The sequence below is a fragment of the Allomuricauda sp. CAU 1633 genome (assembly GCF_017313225.1).
GTDB lineage: Bacteria > Bacteroidota > Bacteroidia > Flavobacteriales > Flavobacteriaceae > Flagellimonas.
Genome location: NZ_JAFLNE010000002.1, coordinates 956,011 through 978,139 on the forward strand (window position 1 = coordinate 956,011; position 22,129 = coordinate 978,139).

Genomic DNA, 22,129 nt, shown 5'->3' on the forward strand with positions numbered 1-22,129 from the left:
TAGAATTAACTAATAAAAGCCCTGTCTCTTTTTGCCTCCTTTTTTACCGTAACCTCCTTTTTTGCCTCCTTTAAAGGATTTGTTTCCACCACTTTTGCGATTACCACGTTTCCGGTCTCTTTTTCGTCCTCCTTTACCTTGACCTCCAGGTTTTGTGGAAACTTCAACATTGATAAAGCGCCCATCTACCTTGAATTCGGTGAAGGTCTGAAGGATAAAATCCGTAAGCTGTGCATCAGAGTTGAAAAATGAGAAGCTATCCTTGGTGTCTACGTTATAAATGTCTTCTTTTTCAAGATTTAAGGTGTCCCGAAGGAAATCTTTTAGCGACATCCAGTCGTAACCATCTCGTTCCCCAATGTTGATAAAATAACGTACTGAACCACTATTATCCGAGTCGGCATTTCCTTTCGATACACTTTCACGGCCACTTTCCGATGTATTTAGGTCCTTGGTCTTGCTGTAGTAATTGGAAAATTGGGTAAACTCAACAGAGACCATCTTTTTAATGAGTTCCTCTCGGTCGATACCTTCCAAAACATCATTGATGGCAGGCAAATAGGCATCAATTTCCTTGTTGATTTTGGTGTCTTTGATTCTATTGGCTAAGTGGTACAATTGTATCTCGCAGATTTCAATACCCGTTGGAATCTTTTTAGCAATAAAATCCTGCTTGACGATTTTTTCAATGGTCTTGATTTTCCGAAGCTCGGAACGGGTAACAATAACCATTGAAATTCCAGATTTCCCAGCTCTACCGGTACGGCCACTTCGGTGGGTGTAGGTTTCAATCTCATCAGGGAGTTGGTAGTTGATCACGTGGGTCACATCATCCACATCAATACCTCTTGCCGCAACATCGGTGGCTACCAACATCTGTACTTGCTTTTTTCGGAAAGCATTCATCACCAAATCACGTTGGTTTTGGCTTAAATCGCCATGAAGTGCTCCCGCGTTGTAGCCGTCTTCAATCAATTTTTCGGCTACACGTTGCGTATCGCGTTTGGTTCTACAAAAAACCACAGAAAAAATTCCGGGGTTGGCATCGGCTAAACGTTTCAATGCTGAGTAGCGATCACGACCACCTACTACATAATACTCATGTTGAACGGTGGATGCTCCTGCATTTTTGGTTCCAACGGTGATTTCAACCGGTTGGTGCATGAATTTTTTAGCAATGGAAGCCACTTCCTTCGGCATGGTTGCTGAGAACAACCACGTTAATTTTTCTTGTGGTGTGTTGGACAAAATATCCTTGATGTCTTCATAGAAGCCCATGTTCAACATTTCATCGGCTTCATCCAAAACGCAATAGTCAATCTTGGAAATGTCCACCATTCCGCGACCGATCATATCTTTCATTCGGCCAGGGGTAGCGACAACAATTTGTGCTCCTCTTTTAATTTGTTTGGCCTGTTCCGTAATGCTGGCACCGCCATAAATGGCCACAGTGCTCAGTCCTTTTACGTATTTGGAGTATAATTTGAGTTCGTTGGTAATCTGCAAACAAAGTTCACGTGTGGGGGAGAGAATCAGACCTTGGGTGGTTCTGCTCTCAGCATGTATTTTTTGAATCATGGGAAAACCAAAAGCAGCGGTTTTTCCAGTTCCTGTTTGTGCCAAGGCCACCAAATCGGTGTCTTGCTCCAATAAAATTGGGATTGATTTTTCCTGAACTTCAGAAGGGGTTTCAAATCCAAGATCGGAAATAGCATCCAATAGGGGTTGATCCAACCCCAAGGCTTCAAATTTTGTCATAGCGGTGTATACCTTAAATCGCAAATATGTTGTGTTGCATAGAGCGATTCCTGTATAACCTTTAAGCCCAGCGCAACACCTTGCCCATACCGGCGGCGTTAATAAAGCGGCAAATGTACGCTAAATTTATACGGTGGCGACTATAAAGTCCTGTTTTTTAAAAAGTTTACCAATTTCTGAATGGCTCTTCCACGATGGCTTATGGCATTTTTGGTTTCCGAAGAAAGTTCCCCAAACGTTTGGTTATATCCATTGGGTTTAAAAATAGGATCGTAGCCAAATCCCCCTAAACCGTACTGCTCAGTGGTGATGGTGCCTTCCACAATGCCATCAAACGTATAGCTTACCCCTTCAAGATTCAGATGGATGACCGTTTTGAAGTGGGCTTGGCGGTTTTCTTTCCCATCCAATTCCAATAAAAGCTTGGTCATATTATCTACAGCATTTTTTTGCTCACCAGCATATCGAGCAGAATAAACACCTGGTGCTCCATCCAAAGTATTGACCAATAAACCCGTATCGTCCGAAAAGCAATCCAAACCATAGGTTTGGGTAACAAAATCGGCCTTAATTTTGGCATTTTCCTCTAAGGTCTCGCCAGTTTCTGGAATTTCGTTAAAGCACTGGATGTCTTTTAGGGAAAGTAGTTCAATGGATTCGGGAAGTAGCTGTTGGACTTCCTTTAATTTATGGTCGTTATGGGTTGCAAAAATGAGTTTCAAAGCGACTAATGATTCAATTGCGCATCAAAAATAGTAATTTCGAAATGTAAACTTTGAAGTATGAAATTTTGGATACCACCTGCATTGGTGATGGTGATTTTTGGAGGATTTATGTACCTGTTGGCTCGGTTTCTTCCGTTTGGGAGTTTTAACTTTTTTGGCAGAGAGGAACTTGCCTACTTTCTTTTTGGGTTGGGATTTTTGGTCATTTTGATAGCAGTGGTCCAGTTTGGCAAAAAACGGACAACCACTGATCCTTTACATTTGGAAAAAGCAAGCAGTTTGGTCGTAAAAGGTATTTACAACTTCACTCGAAATCCCATGTATTTGGGGATGTTGTTATTTTTGCTGGCATTTGGATTGAAACTGGGCAATGCCTTCAACACGCTTTTGGCTGCGGGTTTTGTGTATTGGATAAACCATTTTCAGATCATACCGGAAGAAAAAGTGCTATTGGAAAAGTTCGGCAAGGAGTATACGCTCTACTGTAAGCTCACACGTAGGTGGTTTTGATGTTTGAAGTCAGAAGTCAGAAGTCAGAAGTCAGAGGTCAGAAGTAGGGTATTTGAACTTGAACTTGATTCTTGAACTTGATCTTTATGTATCACCTCATTGCAAAACGATGAGTTTTAGGTACCATTTGAAACAAATCGTAGCGGATTTTTGATTTATCCACAAATGTGTAAGGTTTTTGATAACTTCCGATTATAAGGATGGAATTAATGTTTAATTTTACGCCTTAATTTTTTGTAGCTATCCATGGTGGAAACAGGGCGCAAATATGTTTTTGATTTTGACAGTACCCTTACTCGGGTAGAGGCGTTGGATGTGCTGGCGGAGATGACCCTTCAGGGCAACCCTAAAAGGGAAGAGATTGTTGCTGAAATACAGCATATTACCAATTTGGGGATTGATGGTGACATCTCGTTTACAGAATCCCTGGAACGAAGAATTCGTCTATTAAAGGCCCATAAGAGCGATTTGGAAAAGTTGGTGGTCGAACTCCGGCAAAAAATCTCTAAATCCATTGCAACAAACAAGGACTTCTTCCATGAATTTTCTGAAGATATTTATGTGATATCCTGTGGATTCAAGGAGTTTATTGACCCTATTGTTGAGGAGTACAACATCCCTTCGGACCGCGTTTACGCCAATACCTTTACCTTTGATGAAGAAGGGAACATTACTGGGTTTGACGAGACCAATGTGTTGGCTTCCCACAATGGAAAAATAGAGTGCTTAAAACGACTTGATTTGGACGGAGAGGTCCAGGTCATTGGAGATGGCTACAGTGATTATGTGATGCGTGAAGCTGGAATAGCCCATAAGTTTTTTGCGTATACTGAAAATGTGCATCGTGAAAAGGCTACGAACAATGCCGACCACGTTGCGCCTAACTTAGATGAATTTTTATTTGTGAACGATTTACCAAGAAACCTATCCTATCCCAAAAATAGGATCAAGATCCTTTTACTGGAAAATGTACACCCGGCCGCTTTTGAGAATCTTTCGGAAGAAGGCTTTTCTGTTGAACTTGTAAAGCACAGTCTTCCCGAAGAAGAGCTCATTGAGCGCATCAAGGGCGTGCATGTTTTGGGAATCCGCTCCAAGACCCAAGTGACCCAAAAGGTTTTGGATGCCGCCAACAAATTATTGGTGGTAGGTGCGTTTTGTATTGGAACTACCCAGATTGACTTGGAATATAGCAAGAAAAAAGGGGTGGTGGTTTTCAATGCGCCTTACAGCAACACGCGTTCTGTAGTGGAACTCGCTATAGGGCAGACCATCATGCTAATGCGTAGCATTTTTCCGCGTAGTACAGAGATTCACAACGGTGAATGGAACAAAACAGCCGCAGGGTCACAAGAAGTACGTGGCAAAAACCTTGGGATTGTTGGTTATGGTAACATTGGTAAGCAAATGTCCGTTTTAGCCGAAGCCATGGGGATGAAGGTGTATTATTACGATGTAAATGACCAATTGGCTCTTGGTAACGCGGTTAAATGCAGTACTTTGGAAGACCTTTTGTCCATTTCGGATGTAGTTACGCTTCATGTGGATGATAACAAGGCCAACAAAAACTTTATCGGGGAACGCGAGATCAACCAAATGAAAGATGGTGCCAAGCTCATTAATCTTTCTAGAGGTTTTGTGGTGGATATTGATGCTTTGGCTGCCGCTTTAAAAAGTGGAAAATTGGGTGGGGCTGCTATTGATGTGTATCCGTCCGAACCACGTAGCAACGGCGAATTCTCAACGCCTCTACAAGGTTTGTCCAATGTTATTTTGACCCCGCATATTGGGGGAAGTACGGAAGAGGCCCAACGGGATATAGCGGATTTTGTCCCCAATAAGATTATGGATTACATCAATTCTGGAAACACAGTTGATGCTGTGAATTTCCCGAATATCAGATTGCCTAAACAGAATAAGGCACACCGATTCTTACATATCCATAAAAATGTACCGGGAATCATGGCCAAGATTAATGAGGTATTGGCCAAATATGGCTTGAACATTACCGGACAATACCTGTCCACCGACCCAGAAGTGGGCTACGTAATCACTGATTTGGATAAGGAATATGACAAAGAGGTGGTTAAGGCACTGAAAAATGTGGAGAACACGATTAAGTTCAGGGTACTTTATTAGGAAGCTCAAGTGTCAAGTATCAAGAGTCAAGACTCAAGGAATCAAGACGAAAGAGAAAAGACACGAGACAATACTCAATAACCTAATAACTGAGTAACACAGTAATCGAATAACCGGTCAACAAATCCCAAAAACAAGCTAAAGTTCAAGAACTAATAGACTGTCTTTTCTCTTGAATCTTTGAGCGAAGCGGTCTTGAGTTTGAACTTTTATCATTGATGATGATACGGCTCGTTCCGTAAAATAGTGAACCCTCGATACAACTGTTCCACCATAAACAAACGTACCATCTGATGGGAAAAGGTCATTTTGGAAAGGCTTATTTTCCCATTGGCTCTAGCGTACACGGTTTCACTGAAACCATACGGGCCCCCAATCGCCAAAACCAAGTTTTTGATGCCACTGTTCATCTTCTTCTGAAGGAATTGGGAAAACTCAACAGAAGTGTACTGTTTTCCACGTTCATCAAGAAGCACTAAGATGTCTGAGGATTGAAGTTGACCCAATATCAATTCACCTTCTTTCTCCTTTTGTTGGGCCTCGGAAAGGTTTTTGCTGTTTTTGATGTCGGGAATAATTTGGAACTGGAACTTTATATAATGTTGTAACCGCTTCTCATAAATTGATATAAGTTGTTCCAAGTCAGAACTATCCGTTTTTCCAATGGCAATCAAAGTAATCTGCATACCCAAAAATAAGGTTTAAAGTGAAATACATCGCAATGGGAATCGTGGAGAAGCAGCAATGTTTTTACTATTTTCGTTAAAACCACTGTTGGATGATATCCGAAGAACAATTTCAAAACGAACTTGATTTAATCATAGCCAATGCAATTCGGGAAGATATAGGTGATGGCGACCACAGTTCCTTGGCCTGTATTCCTACTTCAGCGACTGGAAAGGCCAAATTATTGGTCAAAGACGAAGGCATTATTGCCGGTGTTGATTTTGCAAAGCAGGTGTTCCAAAAAGTTGACCCTGAATTGCAAGTTGAGGTATTGATAACCGATGGCAGCCTTGTAAAATATGGAGATATTGTTTTTTATGTGGAGGGAAGCTCCCAAAACATTTTAAAGGCCGAACGCTTGGTACTCAATGCCATGCAGCGGATGAGTGCCATAGCCACCAAAACCAAACAATATGTTGACCTTTTGGAAGGAACAGGCACCAAAATTTTGGATACCCGAAAAACCACTCCAGGAATCAGGGCACTGGAGAAATGGGCTGTTAAAATTGGGGGAGGGGAGAACCACCGATTTGCTTTGTATGATATGATCATGCTCAAAGACAACCATATCGACTTTGCTGGGGGTATTACCAAAGCCATCCAGAAAACGCAACAGTATTTGAAGGAAAGCAGCAAAGATTTAAAAATTATTGTGGAGGCCCGGAATTTGAATGAGGTCGAAGAAATTCTCCAATCCCAAGGGGTGTACCGCATTCTGTTGGACAATTTTAATTACGAGGACACTAAAAAAGCGGTCAATTTGATTGGAGATCAATGCCTTACCGAGTCCTCTGGTGGAATCAATGAAGATACCATCCGAAAATATGCTGAATGTGGGGTAGATTATATTTCCTCTGGGGCATTGACCCATTCCGTTTACAATATGGACCTAAGTTTAAAAGCCGTTTAAATGTCTGTAGCCATAGAAGAGCAATTAGAAAAAATACCCGTCATCAATTGGTTGGTACGGTTATTAAAAAACATAAAGCTAAAGGCTTTCGAGGGGCTCTCTTTTTACGATTTAATGGAAATGTATGTGGTTGGTATCGTAAAAGGTGCCGTATCTACCCGTGCCAGTTCCATCGCATTTAGCGTTTTTATGGCCTTGTTTCCCTTGCTCATTTTTATGGTGACGCTCATTCCTTTCGTGATTCCGTATGTGCGAGTGGGAAATGAAAACTTTGACGCCCAGTTTCTCCTTTTTTTGGAATCTTTTCTGCCGTCTGCCACTGGAGATTACTTTGGGGACATCTATCAGCAGATTAAAGATCAAAAGCAAGGAGGGTTGCTATCCTCTGCTTTCTTGGTTTCCATTTTTTTGGTGGCCAATGGGGTAAATGCCATTTTTGGAGGGTTTGAAAACTCGTACCATGTAGAGTTGACCCGGAATTTTTTTCGTCAATATGCCTACGCCTTAATGGTAGGGTTGATTCTTTCCATTTTATTGATTGTGGGAGCTGTGGCCTTTGTGTATTTTGAGTTCTATATTGTGGAATATACCAGTGAGTACTTTGGAAAGACCTTTGGGACCGATATTGAAAAAGGGGACACGGTGGGAATCCAATTGGCCAAAATCCTGTTTTTTATGGTGCTCTCATATTTGACCACGTCCATACTATACTTTTTTGGAACGGCTGAAGGACGCAAGGCTAGATTCTTTTCAGCAGGTGCCTTAATGACCACCCTGCTGTTTGTGCTCACCTCATATCTTTTCGGGATTTATGTAGAAAAGTTTGCCCGATATAACGAACTTTATGGGGCGCTGGGAGGATTGTTGATTTTGATGGTGTTCATTTGGCTGAATTCCAATATTCTCCTATTGGGATTTGAACTGAATGCCACCCTTAATTCATTAAAAAAACAGCATGAAAAGCAAAAAGATGTCCCTTAAATGGATACTGCCACTGTTTTTTCTTGTTTTTCAAGCGGTATCAGGACAAACCGTATTTGGAAAGTGGAGAACCGTTGATGACCGAAGCGGAATAGCCAAGGCCATTGTTCATATCTACAATGAGAATGGGCTGCTACAGGCCAAAATTGTGCAGGTTTTGGAAAAGGGCAAGGAAGATGCCATCTGCACAAAGTGCGATGACGAATTCAAAAATAAGCCCATTTTAGGCATGCATATTTTTCAAGACCTTGAAAAAAATCACAAGGACGAATATAAAGGGAACAAGATGTTGGACCCAGAACACGGTATGAAATTTCGAGGCAAGCTGTGGCTGGACCCCGATAATGACAATCAATTGAAAGTACGGGGATATTTGGCCTTTTTGTATCGAACACAGACTTGGTATCGGGTTAAGGAGGAATAATATGGATTATTTTTTGGATGTTGTACTGCCCATTCCCCTGGAACGTCTTTTTACCTATAAGATCACCCAACAGGAAGCAGATTTTTTACAACCTGGTATGCGGGTGGCTGTACCCTTTGGGAAATCCAAGATTTATACGGCACTGGTATACCGCACCCACAGCAATGCTCCAACGGCTTATGATGCCAAAGAAATCTATCAGATTTTGGATGAAACGCCCCTGGTGAATGCATTCCAACTAAAGCATTGGGAGTGGATAGCCCAATATTATATGTGCACCTTGGGAGAAGTCATCCGTAGTGCCCTTCCCAGTGCCTTTTTGCTGGAAAGTGAGACTTTGGTCATGCCCAACAAAGAAGCTGATGTTGATGAAATGGGGCTCAAGGACGATGAATTCTTGGTATATGAAGCCCTGCAACATCAAACCGCCCTTAAAATTGGGGAAATCAGCGATATCGTTGACAAAAAACACGTGCTCTCCTTGGTCAACCGATTGGTGCAAAAAGGGGTGGTGAACCAAAAGGAGGAACTGTATGAGCAGTACAAACCCAAATTGGTGCGGTATGTAAAGCTTTCGGATGTATATGATGATGAAGCCCAATTGGAAGAGCTGCTCAATGAACTTTCCCGAGCTCCCAAACAGAGTCAGGTGGTGCTGTCACTTTTTCAAATACGGGTCAAGAACAACAAACCCATTCCCATTGATGACCTTGAAAAAGAAAGTGGTGCCTCCAGAGCAGTCATCAAAGCCCTGATAGATAAAAATATTCTGAAAGAATATCAAATCCGTAAGGATCGGGTGGATTATAAAGAAGAATCCGAGGAATCTGAAAATATTGGGTTGAATGAACATCAAACCAAAGCGCTGGAGGATATCCAGGCTGGATTTGGTCAAAATAAACCCGTTCTCCTGCATGGGGTCACCTCGTCTGGGAAAACCGAGGTGTACGTAAAACTCATTCAGCAGTGCTTGGAAGAGGGTAAGCAAGCCCTGTACCTGCTACCTGAAATTGCATTGACTTCCCAATTGATTAATCGACTACGGCATTATTTTGGGCACAAAGTATCGGTGTACCATTCAAAATATAGCATCCATGAGCGAGTGGAGGTTTGGAACAATGTCTTGGCCGAAGCCGAAAAGGCACAAATTGTCATTGGCGCCCGTTCTTCTTTGTTCTTACCTTTTTCCAATTTGGGTTTGGTCGTAGTGGATGAGGAGCATGAAAGCTCTTTCAAGCAATTTGACCCGGCACCACGATATCATGCACGTGATGCAGCCATTGTTTTGGCTTCTTTGCATAAGGCTGATGTAATTTTAGGTTCGGCCACACCCAGCATTGAAAGCATGGACAATGCCAAAAAGGGAAAGTATGGCTATGCATCCATCCAGTATCGATATGGAGATGTTTTGATGCCGGACATCAATTTGGTCGATATCAAGGAAGCCACTCGGAAAAAGCGAATGAAAGGTCATTTTTCCGAAACCTTGCTCAAAGCGATTGAAGAAGCTTTGGAAGAAGGGGAGCAGGTGATTCTTTTTCAGAATCGAAGGGGATTTGCCCCAGTGGTAGAATGCACCACCTGCGGACATGTGGCCCAATGTCCCAATTGCGATGTTAGTTTGACGTTCCATCAGCATAGAAACCAACTACGATGCCATTATTGCGGTTATCATATGGCGTTGCAGCAAGCTTGCCTTGCTTGTGGAAGTGCTACTTTGGACAACAAAGGCTTCGGTACGGAACAGATTCAGGAGGAACTCCACCAACTTTTTCCCAAAGTATCGGTGGGTCGAATGGATTTGGATACCACCCGCGGAAAATACGCCTATGAAAAAATCATTTCAGCCTTTGAAAACCAAGAGATGGATATTTTGGTGGGTACTCAAATGGTGACGAAAGGGCTCGATTTTAGAAATGTAAGTTTGGTGGGCATCATGAACGCGGATTCCATGCTGAATTTTCCAGATTACCGAGCCCATGAACGAAGTTTTCAAATGCTGACCCAAGTGGCGGGCAGGGCAGGGCGGACTCAAAAACGGGGTAAGGTGCTTATTCAGACCTATAATCCTTATCATCAAATATTGCAGCAGGTGACTACCAACAATTATGCGAAAATGTTTGCCGAACAGGTATATGAGCGGGAGCAGTTTAAATATCCACCCGTGGTGCGCATCATTAAAGTAACCTTGAAGGCTAGGGATTTCAACACATTGAATGAAGCGGCCCAATGGGTGGCCGATTCCCTCAGGAATGTACTGGGACACCAGATTTTGGGCCCTGAATATCCCCCAGTGGCGCGCATCCGAAGGGATTATCTAAAGAACATATTAATTAAAATACCCAAGAGACAATCATTGGCACAAACAAAAAATAGCATTAAACGGATTGAAAAATCCTTTAATGCTATTTCCAAGTATAAAAGTGTAAGACTGGTCTACAATGTGGACCACATTTAGTTATACATTGGCCAATGCTTCGGCCAATTCAGTCTTTTTGTTTCTACTCAATGGAATCTGTCTTCCCCCTACTTCAACATTTTTGCTGTTGAATTTTTCAATCTTCTCCAGATTCACAATATAAGATTTATGGATACGTAGAAATTTTTCGGCGGGCAATTGCTTTTCGAAAGATTTCATGGTGGAAAGGATTACGATGTTGGCTTCATCAGTCACCAACTTGATATAATCTCCCAATGCCTCGATCCATTTAATATCATTTAGGATAACCTTACGTTTTTTAAGGTTGCTCTTTACAAAAATGTGCTCTTCATCCTCATCAACACGATTCATTTGTTCGTATTTGGCAACGGCTCTTTTTACAGAAGCTTCAAAACGGGCCAGAGTGATGGGTTTGTGAAGGTAATCGGTTACGTCGTAGTCAAAAGCTTTAAGTGCGTAATCAGGTTTTCCAGTAATTAAGATGACCTGTGGTGGGTTCTCTAGGGCCTCCAAAAGGTCGAAACCACTAATAATGGGCATTTCAACGTCCAAGAAAATCAAATCTACTTCATGATTCTTGAGGCCATTTTTTGCTTCAATGGCGTTGCTGTACTCAGCAACCAAAGCAAGATGTGGATGATTGTTGACCAATTTTGCAACGGCCATACGCTGCATGGAGGAATCGTCTACAATTATACTTTTTAATTTCATAGAATGGGGTGATTTGTAGGGTTTTAAATCATCGGCAAATTACACAAAAAAGACGTTTAAGCGCAACAAAAGATGTAAACATGGTCTATTTTGTTGTGTATATTACCATATACGATATGTAGGTTTAAAGGGTTCACTTTTGTTAATAACTCTTGTACTTTAAACGAAGTTTTTTTGGTTTTCTTGCAGGGTGAAGGAAATATTACTAATTTTGCGCTCCTTTAAAATATATTATATGAACCATTACGAAACTGTTTTCATTTTGAATCCCGTTCTGTCTGAAACACAGATAGAGGAAACAGTCAAGAAATTTGAGGATTTCTTGATTAAGAATGGTGCCAAAATGGTCTCCAAAGAAGACTGGGGACTTAAAAAATTGGCCTATCCCATTCAGCACAAAAAAAGTGGGTTTTACCACTTGTTTGAATTCCAAGCTCCCGGTGAGGCCATTGGACCTTACGAACTAGAGTTTAGGAGAGATGAGCGCGTTATGCGTTTCTTGACCGTTAAGCTGGACAAGCATGCAATTGCTTGGGCAGAAAAAAGAAGAACCAAATTAAAAGCAAACGCATAGGGTTATGGCATCTATTGAACAACAAGCAAAATCCAAGAAAGACGGGGAAATCAGATATTTGACCCCGCTCAACATTGAGACCAGCAAGCAAAAGAAGTATTGTAGGTTCAAAAAATCTGGCATTAAGTATATTGATTACAAAGACCCGGATTTTTTGATGAAGTTGGTAAACGAGCAAGGAAAATTGCTTCCAAGAAGACTTACCGGTACTTCCTTGAAATACCAAAGAAAAGTGGCACAAGCTGTTAAACGTGCACGCCACCTAGCGTTAATGCCGTACGTAGGCGATATGTTGAAATAAAAAAATACCGAAGAATGGAACTTATTCTAAAAGAAGATGTACAGGATTTGGGATTTAAGGATGATATCGTTTCCGTAAAGAACGGTTACGGCAGAAACTTTTTGATCCCTCAAGGATTGGCCGCTTTGGCCACACCTTCTGCCAAAAAAGTTTTGGCAGAGAACCTAAAGCAAAGAGCCCACAAAGAGAAGAAAATCATTGATGAGGCCAATAAAACAGCGGAAGCCCTAAAACAATTGGAAATCCGCATCCCAGCCAAGGTTGGAGCAGGTGATAAATTGTTCGGTTCTGTAACCACAATTGACCTTGCTGCCGCATTGGACAAAGAAGGACACCAAATTGATAGAAAGTTTATCAATATTAAAGGTGGAGCCATTAAAAGGGTAGGACCTTATGAAGCAGTCATCAGACTTCACAGAGAAGTTATTGTTGAGTTTCCTTTTGAAGTGATTGCCGAAGCGAAATAAACATTATTTTTTCGTTAATAACTTGTTAAGAGCTATGCGTGCATAGCTCTTTTTTTTGTCTATCTTGTCAGCACTCAAACAACTTAAACTCAACACGTATGAAGAAACTCTTATCTACGGGAGTGCTGTTTTTTTTGGTGCTCACTTCAGCAATTTCTCAAGTTACTACCTCAAACATTAGGGGAACCGTACTTGACGACCAACAGGAACCGTTATTGGGGGCCAATGTAGTTGCCGTGCATACCCCAACAGGAACACGTTACGGCGCCATAACCAATGAAGAAGGCCGCTACAACCTATTAAACCTTAGAGTAGGGGGACCTTATGAGGTTACCATATCGTATGTAGGTTTCAAGACCAATACCCAAAACGATGTTTTCCTAACGCTTGGTAAAACCTTTAACTTTGATGTAACCCTTGTTCCGGACAATCAACAATTGGATGAAGTAGTGGTCGTTTCCGATCAGTCAGGTACTTTTGGTAGTGACCGAACCGGGGCCGAAACCAGCGTAGGTCGCAGGGAATTGACGCGGTTACCCACAATTTCCAGATCCACTAACGACTTTACACGTTTGGAGCCCACCGCAAGCAACGGTTCCTTTGGAGGACGAAACGATCAATTCAATAATTTCTCGCTGGATGGGGCCATTTTCAACAACCCTTTTGGGTTGGATGCCGCCCAACCTGGCGGGCAGACCGATGCCAACCCCATCTCCATAGATGCTATTGATCAAATTCAAGTAACCACTGCGCCGTATGATGTTACACAATCCGGTTTTACGGGAGCTTCTGTAAACGCTGTGACCAAGAGTGGTACCAACGAATTCTACGGAACGGTTTATGGGTTCTATAGAAATGAAGATCTTACCGGAGGTAAAATAAAGGGCGATGATGTGTTCAAAGCAGATTTGAGTCAAACCCAATATGGTATCAGTATCGGAGGGCCCATTGTAAAGAACAAACTGTTCTTCTTTGCCAATTTTGAGAAAGATGACCGTACCGATTTGGGAAGTGCGGGCTTTGTGCCAAACCGAGGAACGGGAAGTATCAATGAATCTAGGGTTTCGGCTTCGGATTTTGAGCTGGTTTCCAATATATTGAGCCAAGTCTCCATCGGTAATGGACAATTTTATGATCCAGGAAGGTTCGAGGGCTTCAATTTTGACCAAGAGTCCACAAAGGGAATCTTCAAGTTGGACTGGAACATCAATGAAAATAACAGATTGGCCATTATTTATAATTTCTTGGATGCTTCCAAGGAAAAACCGGCACACCCAACGGCATTGGGCTTCAGGGGTCCCAACTTATCCACCCTTCAGTTTGAAAATGCAGGATACCAAATTAACAACAAGATTCAATCCGTTCAATTGGAATTGAACTCCACGCTTTCTGACGAGGCAATCAACAAATTACAGATTGGGTATACGCATTTTGATGATTTCAGAAACCCGAAGTCAACTCCGGCCCCAACCATTACACTATTGGATGAGAATGGAAGTTCCAACTATATTATTGCAGGTCATGAACCCTTTTCAATCAACAACCGTTTGGACCAGAAAGTATTCCAGTTAACCAATAATTTAAACTTTTTTAAAGGCGACCACACCTTCACAGTGGGTTTCTCCTTTGAAAGATTTGAATTTGACAACTCCTTCAATCTGGGGGTTTATGGGGCACAAGGGGTATTTTTCCCTACAGGTTCCATAGCAGATTTTAGAGACCCAAACAATGAAGCAAGTTTGGTGGCCTTTTATCAGGATGCATTTAATACTGCGATTGCCGCCGATAACGCCCTAAATGCTGCCGGAGAAGGAAATTTGGGTGGATGGGCCTTGGCCGAGACCAATGTGGGCCAAATGGCTTTTTATGTACAAGATGAATGGAATGCCACCGAGAATTTTAAGCTCACCTATGGAATTCGGGTTGACAAACCTTTGTATTTTGATTCTTCAGAAAAAGCCCAGGATGTTATTGATGTGGCAGCAGCTTATGTGCCCGATATTCCCTATGTGAATCCTAATAATGGTGAGACTGTATTTTTTGATTCGACCAAAATGCCAACGGATGATTGGTTGATTTCTCCCAGAGTAGGATTCAACTGGGATGTTCACGGTGATAATTCATTCCAGTTGCGGGGTGGTTCCGGAATCTTCACGGGGCGTTTCCCATTTGTATGGCTTGGAAATCAAATAGCCAACCCCAATGTTTTCTTTTATCAGGTGGTGGACCCAGACTTCAAATGGCCACAGGTTTGGAGAACAAGTTTAGGAGCAGATTACCGCATGGAAAATGGCGTTGTTTTGACAACGGATTTTTCGTATTCCAAAGATATCAATGGTCCCCATGTACAAAACTGGGGTCTTTTACCTCCTTCAGAAACGTTGCAAGGTGTTGACAACAGACCAATTTACGGTCCAGATGATTTAATCAACAATGCCTATGTGTTTTCCAACTCGGATAAAGGAAGAATATGGAATGCGGTATTCAAAGGACAAAAAACTTGGGACAACGGGTTATATGCAAGCTTGGCCTATAGCTATTTGAACTCTAAAGACGTAAACTCCATTGAAGCGGAAATCACTGGAGATGCCTTTGCAGCCAATGCAATTACCGCCAATGCCAACGACGATGTGCTTTCGTATTCCAGATACGGAGATACCCATCGGTTTATAGGGGTTATTTCCAAAGCCTTTAAAACAGGAACCACGGTCTCCACCTTTTTTGAGTATGCGCAAGGAGGTCGATTCAATTATTTGTATGGAGGTGATATCAATGGAGATGGGTCTAGCATCAACGATTTACTGTATATTCCCACTGCTGCTGAAGTAGGTCAAATGACTTTTAGCGGAGCGGGACAGGCCGAAGCCTTCGAAGCTTTCATCCAACAAGATGATTATTTGAGTGAAAACAGAGGGCAATATGCAGAGCGATATGGTGCCTTGGCGCCTTGGAGAGGTCGCTGGGACCTTAAAATTCTTCAGGATATTAAATTGGCTCCAAAAAATACCTTGCAGTTAAGTCTGGATGTCTTGAATGTGGGTAATCTGATCAGTTCTGAGTGGGGTATTATCGACATCCCCACCAACCAGCAAGTTCTTGGGGTTACGGTTGACGATAACAACAATCCAACCTATACCTTCGACCCAAACCTGACTGAAACTTTCAGTTCAGATACCAGTTTACTATCCAGATGGCAAGCACAATTTGGAGTGCGCTATATTTTCAACTAACCACAGCAGAAATACTATGGAAAGGCTGCGCAATAGCGCGGCCTTTTTTATTTTTGCAGCATGAAGTACAAAAGACTCTCAAAGGAACAATTGGAGGAACTGCATCCGGAATTCATCAATTTTTTGGCTACACAGTCCATTACAGCGGAAGAGTGGAAAACCATTAAAAAAGAGAAGCCTGAGGTAGCTGAAGAAGAGATAGATGTATTCAGTGATTTGATTTGGGAAGGGGTACTTTCCAAAGTGGAATATCTGGAAAATGTTTCTGAACGCCACATGCACCTCTTTCATTTGACCGAGAAAGAAATGAAACTCCTTTCAGTGAAAGTCATGAATCCAGAAATTGACCTACGTACCAAAGTGGGTTTCGACTGGTTCAAACGTAATTTCCAATCCGATTTTGTGGAGTACCTTACTGCATCCAAAGCCTATAACGAGGATAAGAACGTAGACAAGTTTGAAATTATAAAACAAGGCGCGGTCATTACCAAAGGCGAACTCTACCAGTGGTTTGAGCAGATTATGGAGTAAACACTTTTGTTTTTAGAGATACTTCAAGATTTGGAAAATCATTAAATAACTCGATATTTGCGCAATAAAAATGTACCGGTCTTGGTCCTCGAACCGAGTGGGAAGGTATTTGAACCATATAAATGTCTAAATGGCACAGAAACCATCCATACCTAAAGGAACCCGAGATTTTTCACCAGCTGAAGTAGCCAGGCGTAACTATATCATCCAGACCATCAAAAAACATTTTGAAACCTATGGTTTCCAGCCTATTGAGACGCCTTCTTTTGAAAATTCAGAGACCTTAATGGGGAAATATGGAGATGAAGGGGATAGATTGATTTTTAAAATTCTGAATTCCGGGGATTTTATCTCAAAAGTGGATGACGTAACCTATAGTTCCAAGAACTCAGCTTCCTTGACACCAAAAATTTCGGAAAAAGCGCTGCGTTACGACCTTACCGTACCCTTTGCCCGTTATGTGGTGATGCACCAAAACGAGATTGATTTTCCCTTTAAACGCTATCAAATACAACCTGTTTGGCGAGCAGACCGACCTCAAAAAGGTCGTTTTCGTGAGTTTTACCAATGCGATGCCGATGTGGTCGGTGCCAATTCCCTGTTGCAGGAAGTGGAATTTGTACAACTGTACGATGCTGTTTTCACCGATTTGGAATTGAAGGGAACCACCATCAAAATCAACAACCGAAAAATTCTTTCTGGGATTGCCGAAGTTATTGGGGCCAAACATCTCTTGATAGATTTCACAGTTGCTTTGGATAAGCTCGATAAGATAGGAGAGGAGAAGGTAAAAGCTGAAATGTTGGAAAAGGGCATATCCGAAGCGGCGATTGCCAAGGCCCAACCCCTGTTTTCTATGTTGGGTTCAGCTTTTGAACAACTAGCGGAATTAAAAACATTGCTATCCGAATCAGAAATTGGCCTACAGGGAGTGGTAGATTTGGAAGAAATCATAAACACGGTTGAAGCCGTGGGGTTGCAATCTGCAAGCCTACAGTTGGATGTCACTTTGGCCCGCGGACTGAACTACTACACAGGTGCCATTTTTGAAGTTGCAGCCCCAGAAGGCGTTAGCATGGGCTCCATTGGCGGCGGCGGTCGCTATGATGACCTCACCGGCATTTTTGGTTTGAAAGATGTAAGTGGTGTTGGAATTTCCTTTGGATTGGATAGAATCTATCTGGTCTTGGAGGAATTGAACCTCTTCCCTGATAGTTTGGATACGTCTTTGGATGTGCTTTGCCTTAATTTCGGAAAAGGAGAAGGTATGGCAGGGCTTAAATTAGTGTCATCTCTCCGAAAAGCAGGGCTTCGAGCTGATCTATATCCCACAGATGCCAAAATGAAGAAGCAGTTTAAATATGCCGATAAGCGAGGAGTTCCCTATGTGATTCTTTTAGGGGAACAGGAACTCACCGAAGGCAATTTTGTGGTCAAAAATATGAAGACAGGTGACCAAAAGGCTTATAAATTGGATGAAGCTGAGCAGTTCGCAGAAACCGTTAGAGCCGCTTTTTGATTTCTTTAATGATGGTTTTATAGTAATCAACGCCATGGGGTACATATTTCCCAGTATTGGCCATTCCCCAAGTTTCCTCGGCAAATTGGAGTAGAGGAACCAAGTCCAAAGCATCCACTTCACTATCTTGTTTGGTCAGTCGATTTAATGGTGTTTTGAGTTCACAGATAAAAACATGGTGGAATTCGGCATCAATAAAATCCTCCGATATCTGATGGATTGCCTTAAAAGTTCCGATAGGCTCCAAATCCGATTCAGAAATGGCTAAACCAACCTCTTCGGCAACCTCGCGAACGGCGGCAACTTTAATGTCTTCTCCAGACGACACATGTCCCGCAACGGAAACATCCCAAAGGGATGGATGGGTTTCCTTATGTCTTCCCCGTTGTTGAATGAGTACCTTACCGTCTCTGGTGTAGAGCCAAACATGAATAGTAGGGTGCAGCAGTCCTTTTTGGTGCGCTTCGGATTTTAAGCAGGATTCTCCCGTTGGGTTTCCATGCTCATCCAAAATGTCGACCTGTTCATCCATGCAAATACAAAATCGTCAATTCGAGTGATTTTTCGAAATGAAATGAAGAAAAATTGTATCGAGAATAGGTTTCGTTTTCAAAACTACCAGTTCTCGATACAAAATTCCTTCGGAATCTCACTCGAACTGACGCTTACTCTATTAATCAAAATAACTGAATGTCTCGCCCTCTTTGATGGTCAACAAAGTTTCGTAGATCAAACGAATCACATTTTCAACATCATCCTTGTGCACGGTCTCAACCGTAGTGTGCATATAGCGCAACGGCAACGAAATCAAAGCTGAGGCCACACCGCCATTGCTATAAGCAAAGGCATCAGTGTCCGTTCCGGTATATCGGGAAGCTGCCAATCGCTGGAATGGTATCTTTTTAGTTTCGGCCGTTTCCAAAATACGTTCGCGAAGCTTGTTTTGCACCGCTGGGGCATACGAAACCACAGGGCCGGAACCAATTAATATCTCGCCTTCTTTCTTTTTGTCAATCATAGGCGTAGTGGTGTCGTGGCATACATCGGTAACAATGGCCACGTTGGGCTTAATGGTCTGTGTGATCATCTCAGCACCACGCAATCCAATTTCTTCTTGAACGGAATTGGTAATATACAGTCCAAAAGGAAGTTCCTTCTTGTTTTCATGTAGCAACCGGGCCACCTCTGCAATCATAAAACCTCCGACACGGTTATCCAAAGCGCGACAAACAAACTTATCCTTGTTCAATGTGTGGAATTCATCTGGGTAAGTGATGACGCATCCCACGTGTACGCCCATTTTCTCTACTTCTTCCTTGTCCTTGGCGCCTATATCGATAAAAATATTCTCAATTTTTGGGGTTTCCTCTTTGGCTTTGTCCCTGGTATGGATAGCTGGCCACCCGAAAACGCCCTTAACAATGCCATTTTTGGTATGGATATTTACCCATTTTGAAGGTGCAATTTGATGGTCGCTGCCCCCATTTCGGATGACATAAAGCAAACCGTTGTCGGTAATATAATTGACATACCAAGAGATTTCGTCGGAATGACCCTCTATGACGACCTTATATTTGGCATCAGGATTAATAACAGCTACCGCGGTCCCGTAAGTATCCGTAATGAAGTCATCCACATACGGTTTTAGATATTCCATCCATATTTTCTGCCCTTCCCACTCATAACCCGTAGGAGAGGGATTGTTCAAGTATTTTTCAAGGAACGTAAGCGATTTCTCGTTGATGATTTTTCCTGCTGCCATGTGTTTAATTTAGTCCACAAACATACTAATATTCACTTTTATTTAATAACCAAATCTTACCTTTATCTTTACTTTTGGCAAGACTTTTGAGCAATGAACCGGATGTTGAGAACGTATATTCTTGTTGTTTTTATCGCTTTTAGCGCCCTAGGATTTTCACAGGAGATTGAAAATGATTCTGTGTTGAATCCCAATGATTCCATTGCTGATTTTTATGTTCGGTTTGAAGGGGATTCCATTCTTCACAGCTCTATTGAACTGGATGAAGTCTACATCTTTGGTAAACTGGAATTTGCTGATAAAAATGAAAGGATACGATATCTTATTTTACGTCGGAAGACCTTAAAAGTGTATCCGTATGCAAAATTGGCAGCGGAACGTTTGGTGGAACTGAACGATAGCTTGAAGCATATCAAAAAAAGGAGACACCAGCGCAGGTATACCAAAAAGGTGCAGAAGTTTATTGAGGAGGAGTTCTCGGAAGAGCTCAAAAAACTAACCCGTACCGAAGGCCAAATTTTGGTAAAATTGATCTATCGGCAAACAGGGACAACCGGATTTGATTTGGTAAAAGAACTTCGCAGTGGATGGCGGGCCTTTTGGTATAATACTACGGCCAGTTTGTTTAGCATTAGTTTAAAGGAAGAATTTCACCCTGAAAGCATACATGAAGACTATTTGATTGAGGACATTCTGCAACGTGCCTTTGCGGCCAATCAACTGGAACGGCAGAAATCGGTGCTGGATTACGACTATGCCCAGCTGAGCAACAAATGGAAAAACACTCCTCCGGAAACTAAAAATTAGTCTTTGGATTTCTTCTTCCCAAAGACCGCGTCCATAACAATGTTCACGGACCGAAAACCTAAATAAATGGCTAAACCTCCAAACAGAATTCCCAAAATCAACACAGGAATGAAAAGAGGGTTATCATCATTTTTAATGGCTTCATAAAAGAGTACTGGGCCTAAAAACATACAAAAAATGGTATAACCAAACGATTTTAATCCTTTTACCAAAAGTTCCTTGTCTGTTCGCCTCATGGGACCAAAGTAGGAATATTAGCTTATATTTAGAGGATATCGCATAAAAATTGACCATGGAACTTCTCGTTTTGGGCCTTGTGGTACTTTTCATTATTGTGGCCACGGTAAAGTTTAAAATGCATCCCGTTTTTTCCCTGACTTTGGCGGCAGTGGCATCAGGATTCCTATTGGGGCTGAATTCCCAGGATATTATGAGCACGATTGCAGAAGGATTTGGAAAAACACTTTCCGGAATTGGACTGGTAATCGCTTTTGGGACCGTTATTGGAATCTATTTGGAGAAAACTGGAAGCACCCAGGTCTTGGCCAATAGTATTTTAAAACTCATTGGATTAAAGCGCTCTCCGTTGGCCATTAATTTGGCGGGATTTGTAATTTCCATTCCGGTGTATTGCGATTCTGGGTTTATTATCCTTTCCTCCTTGAACAAGGCCATTAGCAGAAGAACGGGTATTCCCGCTTTGGTTTTTGCCATTGCCTTGGCCACTGGGTTGTATTCTGCGCATGTATTTGTGCCGCCCACTCCTGGGCCTTTGGCAGCGGCATCCATACTGGAGGCTGATTTGGGCTTGGTGATGATTTTGGGGCTTTTGGTGGCCATTCCCGTTTCCATTTCGGGGTATTTTTGGGCCCATTTTATTGGTAAATCCCTCAAGGAAGATGAAATGGCTGAAGCCATGGAAGAAAAGGAAGAGGTTCCATCCACGGTAAGACCGTTCCAAGCCTTTTTACCCTTGCTTGTCCCCATTATTTTGATAGCCATGAAATCTCTGGTCAATTATCCTACCTATCCATTGGGCGAAGGAGTTGTGTTTAAAATCATGGACTTTTTGGGAAGTCCTATTATTGCTCTATTGGTTGGTGTGTTCTTTGCATTTTCATTGGGGAGACAAACACCATCCAAGGAAAAACAGGCTTGGGTAGCGGAAGCGTTTAAGCAAGCGGGAGCCATTGTCTTGATTACGGGAGCGGGAGGAGCCTTTGGTGCCATTTTACGAACAATTGATATTGCTTCCATCATCAATTTGGAGTCGAGTTCGGGTATCGGTGGACTTTTGATAGCCTTTGTGATTGCTGCGGTGTTAAAAACAGCACAAGGGTCATCCACGGTCGCCATTATTACCACATCCGCTATTATAGCTCCTTTATTGGAAACCTTTGGGTTGTTGTCCATCACTGATAAAGCCTTGACCGTTTTGGCTGTCGGGGCAGGGGCCATGACGGTTTCACATATCAATGACAGCTATTTTTGGGTGGTTTCCCAGTTTTCCAATATTAATGTAAAAATCGCATTGCGAGGGCATACTTTGGGAACCCTAGTGCAAGGCATCACAGGTATTTTAGTGATACTCTTGTTATATATCCTATTGTGATA

At 42.2% G+C, this 22,129-nt stretch carries 21 protein-coding genes; 14 read left to right on the top strand and 7 right to left on the bottom strand.

Annotated elements, in window-relative coordinates; translation table 11 throughout:
* Nucleotides 1-9: 9 nt before the first annotated feature.
* On the bottom strand, nt 10-1,758 hold the full coding sequence (locus tag J0X14_RS09120; RefSeq protein ID WP_207097439.1) for a DEAD/DEAH box helicase: 1,749 nt from the start codon (nt 1,756-1,758) through the stop codon (nt 10-12).
* A 140-nt stretch (nt 1,759-1,898) separates the two neighbouring features.
* The gene (locus J0X14_RS09125) at nt 1,899-2,480 is read right to left on the bottom strand and encodes a non-canonical purine NTP diphosphatase (RefSeq protein ID WP_207097440.1); all 582 of its coding nucleotides are present in this window, start codon (nt 2,478-2,480) and stop codon (nt 1,899-1,901) included.
* 60 nt (nt 2,481-2,540) lie between these two features.
* Here J0X14_RS09125 and J0X14_RS09130 point away from each other — a divergent pair, with 60 nt between their 5' ends.
* On the top strand, nt 2,541-2,993 hold the full coding sequence (locus J0X14_RS09130) for a methyltransferase family protein (protein ID WP_207097441.1): 453 nt from the start codon (nt 2,541-2,543) through the stop codon (nt 2,991-2,993).
* A 246-nt stretch (nt 2,994-3,239) separates the two neighbouring features.
* Nucleotides 3,240-5,132: a phosphoglycerate dehydrogenase gene (serA, locus tag J0X14_RS09135; RefSeq protein WP_207097442.1), complete on the top strand. Its 1,893-nt coding sequence runs from the start codon at nt 3,240-3,242 to the stop codon at nt 5,130-5,132.
* A gap of 212 nt (nt 5,133-5,344) precedes the next feature.
* On the opposite strand, the gene rlmH is transcribed toward serA, so the two are convergent.
* Nucleotides 5,345-5,818 (bottom strand): 23S rRNA (pseudouridine(1915)-N(3))-methyltransferase RlmH, encoded by a 474-nt coding sequence (rlmH, locus tag J0X14_RS09140; RefSeq protein ID WP_207097443.1) that lies wholly within the window; start codon nt 5,816-5,818, stop codon nt 5,345-5,347.
* 92 nt (nt 5,819-5,910) lie between these two features.
* Here rlmH and nadC point away from each other — a divergent pair, with 92 nt between their 5' ends.
* From nadC to priA, 4 genes are read left to right on the top strand one after another with little or no spacing between them, the layout of a single operon-like run.
* Nucleotides 5,911-6,768 carry a carboxylating nicotinate-nucleotide diphosphorylase gene (gene nadC, locus J0X14_RS09145; RefSeq protein WP_207097444.1) on the top strand — a complete coding sequence of 286 codons (858 nt, stop codon included), beginning with the start codon at nt 5,911-5,913 and terminating at the stop codon, nt 6,766-6,768.
* Nucleotides 6,769-7,749, top strand: a complete 981-nt coding sequence (locus tag J0X14_RS09150) for a YihY/virulence factor BrkB family protein (RefSeq protein ID WP_207097445.1) — start codon at nt 6,769-6,771, stop codon at nt 7,747-7,749. It abuts the gene before it with no gap.
* Nucleotides 7,724-8,173, top strand: coding sequence for a DUF2147 domain-containing protein (locus J0X14_RS09155; RefSeq protein WP_207097446.1), 450 nt, complete (start codon nt 7,724-7,726; stop codon nt 8,171-8,173). Before J0X14_RS09150 ends, J0X14_RS09155 begins: the two co-directional genes overlap by 26 nt.
* Before the next feature lies 1 nt (nt 8,174).
* Nucleotides 8,175-10,631, top strand: coding sequence for a primosomal protein N' (gene priA / locus J0X14_RS09160; protein ID WP_207097447.1), 2,457 nt, complete (start codon nt 8,175-8,177; stop codon nt 10,629-10,631).
* Here the strand turns inward: priA and J0X14_RS09165 are convergent, their stop codons facing one another.
* On the bottom strand, nt 10,632-11,324 hold the full coding sequence (locus J0X14_RS09165; protein WP_207097448.1) for a LytR/AlgR family response regulator transcription factor: 693 nt from the start codon (nt 11,322-11,324) through the stop codon (nt 10,632-10,634).
* 235 nt (nt 11,325-11,559) lie between these two features.
* Between J0X14_RS09165 and rpsF the strand changes: the two genes are divergently transcribed.
* The 6 genes from rpsF to hisS all read left to right on the top strand — a co-directional run bounded on the left by rpsF (nt 11,560) and on the right by hisS (nt 17,946).
* Nucleotides 11,560-11,898, top strand: coding sequence for a 30S ribosomal protein S6 (gene rpsF, locus J0X14_RS09170; RefSeq protein WP_036385486.1), 339 nt, complete (start codon nt 11,560-11,562; stop codon nt 11,896-11,898).
* Between the two features lie 4 nt (nt 11,899-11,902).
* Entirely contained in the window at nt 11,903-12,199 is a 297-nt protein-coding gene (gene rpsR / locus J0X14_RS09175) for a 30S ribosomal protein S18 (protein WP_014031368.1), read from the top strand.
* A 14-nt stretch (nt 12,200-12,213) separates the two neighbouring features.
* Complete coding sequence (rplI, locus tag J0X14_RS09180; protein ID WP_207097449.1) at nt 12,214-12,666, top strand: 50S ribosomal protein L9; 453 nt, start codon at nt 12,214-12,216, stop codon at nt 12,664-12,666.
* 98 nt (nt 12,667-12,764) lie between these two features.
* Nucleotides 12,765-15,896 carry a carboxypeptidase regulatory-like domain-containing protein gene (locus tag J0X14_RS09185; RefSeq protein ID WP_207097450.1) on the top strand — a complete coding sequence of 1,044 codons (3,132 nt, stop codon included), beginning with the start codon at nt 12,765-12,767 and terminating at the stop codon, nt 15,894-15,896.
* 60 nt (nt 15,897-15,956) lie between these two features.
* The gene (locus tag J0X14_RS09190) at nt 15,957-16,427 is read left to right on the top strand and encodes a DUF6495 family protein (RefSeq protein ID WP_207097451.1); all 471 of its coding nucleotides are present in this window, start codon (nt 15,957-15,959) and stop codon (nt 16,425-16,427) included.
* Between the two features lie 130 nt (nt 16,428-16,557).
* Nucleotides 16,558-17,946: a histidine--tRNA ligase gene (gene hisS, locus J0X14_RS09195; RefSeq protein ID WP_207097452.1), complete on the top strand. Its 1,389-nt coding sequence runs from the start codon at nt 16,558-16,560 to the stop codon at nt 17,944-17,946.
* On the opposite strand, the gene J0X14_RS09200 is transcribed toward hisS, so the two are convergent.
* Together J0X14_RS09200 and J0X14_RS09205 are read right to left on the bottom strand one after the other, a co-directional pair.
* Entirely contained in the window at nt 17,930-18,478 is a 549-nt protein-coding gene (locus tag J0X14_RS09200) for an NUDIX hydrolase (RefSeq protein ID WP_207097453.1), read from the bottom strand. The two genes, hisS and J0X14_RS09200, sit on opposite strands and share 17 nt — an antisense overlap.
* 141 nt (nt 18,479-18,619) lie before the next feature.
* The gene (locus J0X14_RS09205) at nt 18,620-19,708 is read right to left on the bottom strand and encodes a M42 family metallopeptidase (RefSeq protein ID WP_207097454.1); all 1,089 of its coding nucleotides are present in this window, start codon (nt 19,706-19,708) and stop codon (nt 18,620-18,622) included.
* 102 nt (nt 19,709-19,810) lie between these two features.
* On the opposite strand from J0X14_RS09205, the gene J0X14_RS09210 reads away from it, so the two are divergent.
* Nucleotides 19,811-20,515, top strand: a complete 705-nt coding sequence (locus tag J0X14_RS09210) for a DUF4294 domain-containing protein (RefSeq protein ID WP_207097535.1) — start codon at nt 19,811-19,813, stop codon at nt 20,513-20,515.
* On the opposite strand, the gene J0X14_RS09215 is transcribed toward J0X14_RS09210, so the two are convergent.
* Nucleotides 20,512-20,751, bottom strand: a complete 240-nt coding sequence (locus J0X14_RS09215; RefSeq protein WP_207097455.1) for a DUF6095 family protein — start codon at nt 20,749-20,751, stop codon at nt 20,512-20,514. The genes J0X14_RS09210 and J0X14_RS09215 overlap by 4 nt on opposite strands.
* Nucleotides 20,752-20,807: 56 nt before the next feature.
* Here J0X14_RS09215 and J0X14_RS09220 point away from each other — a divergent pair, with 56 nt between their 5' ends.
* A complete protein-coding gene (locus tag J0X14_RS09220) occupies nt 20,808-22,127 on the top strand; it encodes a GntP family permease (RefSeq protein WP_207097456.1) in 1,320 nt (439 codons plus the stop codon).
* The last annotated feature ends 2 nt before the right edge of the window (nt 22,128-22,129 follow it).

Excerpts from the sequence above, each read along its gene's own strand:
- J0X14_RS09120 (WP_207097439.1), bottom strand. The coding sequence starts at position 1,758 with ATGACAAAATTTGAAGCCTTGGGGTTGGATCAACCCCTATTGGATGCT.
- J0X14_RS09130 (WP_207097441.1), top strand. The coding sequence starts at position 2,541 with ATGAAATTTTGGATACCACCTGCATTGGTGATGGTGATTTTTGGAGGA.
- serA (WP_207097442.1), top strand. The coding sequence starts at position 3,240 with ATGGTGGAAACAGGGCGCAAATATGTTTTTGATTTTGACAGTACCCTT.
- rlmH (WP_207097443.1), bottom strand. The coding sequence starts at position 5,818 with ATGCAGATTACTTTGATTGCCATTGGAAAAACGGATAGTTCTGACTTG.
- nadC (WP_207097444.1), top strand. The coding sequence starts at position 5,911 with ATGATATCCGAAGAACAATTTCAAAACGAACTTGATTTAATCATAGCC.
- J0X14_RS09150 (WP_207097445.1), top strand. The coding sequence starts at position 6,769 with ATGTCTGTAGCCATAGAAGAGCAATTAGAAAAAATACCCGTCATCAAT.
- J0X14_RS09155 (WP_207097446.1), top strand. The coding sequence starts at position 7,724 with ATGAAAAGCAAAAAGATGTCCCTTAAATGGATACTGCCACTGTTTTTT.
- priA (WP_207097447.1), top strand. The coding sequence starts at position 8,175 with ATGGATTATTTTTTGGATGTTGTACTGCCCATTCCCCTGGAACGTCTT.
- J0X14_RS09165 (WP_207097448.1), bottom strand. The coding sequence starts at position 11,324 with ATGAAATTAAAAAGTATAATTGTAGACGATTCCTCCATGCAGCGTATG.
- rpsF (WP_036385486.1), top strand. The coding sequence starts at position 11,560 with ATGAACCATTACGAAACTGTTTTCATTTTGAATCCCGTTCTGTCTGAA.
- rpsR (WP_014031368.1), top strand. The coding sequence starts at position 11,903 with ATGGCATCTATTGAACAACAAGCAAAATCCAAGAAAGACGGGGAAATC.
- rplI (WP_207097449.1), top strand. The coding sequence starts at position 12,214 with ATGGAACTTATTCTAAAAGAAGATGTACAGGATTTGGGATTTAAGGAT.
- J0X14_RS09185 (WP_207097450.1), top strand. The coding sequence starts at position 12,765 with ATGAAGAAACTCTTATCTACGGGAGTGCTGTTTTTTTTGGTGCTCACT.
- J0X14_RS09190 (WP_207097451.1), top strand. The coding sequence starts at position 15,957 with ATGAAGTACAAAAGACTCTCAAAGGAACAATTGGAGGAACTGCATCCG.
- hisS (WP_207097452.1), top strand. The coding sequence starts at position 16,558 with ATGGCACAGAAACCATCCATACCTAAAGGAACCCGAGATTTTTCACCA.
- J0X14_RS09200 (WP_207097453.1), bottom strand. The coding sequence starts at position 18,478 with ATGGATGAACAGGTCGACATTTTGGATGAGCATGGAAACCCAACGGGA.
- J0X14_RS09205 (WP_207097454.1), bottom strand. The coding sequence starts at position 19,708 with ATGGCAGCAGGAAAAATCATCAACGAGAAATCGCTTACGTTCCTTGAA.
- J0X14_RS09210 (WP_207097535.1), top strand. The coding sequence starts at position 19,811 with ATGTTGAGAACGTATATTCTTGTTGTTTTTATCGCTTTTAGCGCCCTA.
- J0X14_RS09215 (WP_207097455.1), bottom strand. The coding sequence starts at position 20,751 with ATGAGGCGAACAGACAAGGAACTTTTGGTAAAAGGATTAAAATCGTTT.
- J0X14_RS09220 (WP_207097456.1), top strand. The coding sequence starts at position 20,808 with ATGGAACTTCTCGTTTTGGGCCTTGTGGTACTTTTCATTATTGTGGCC.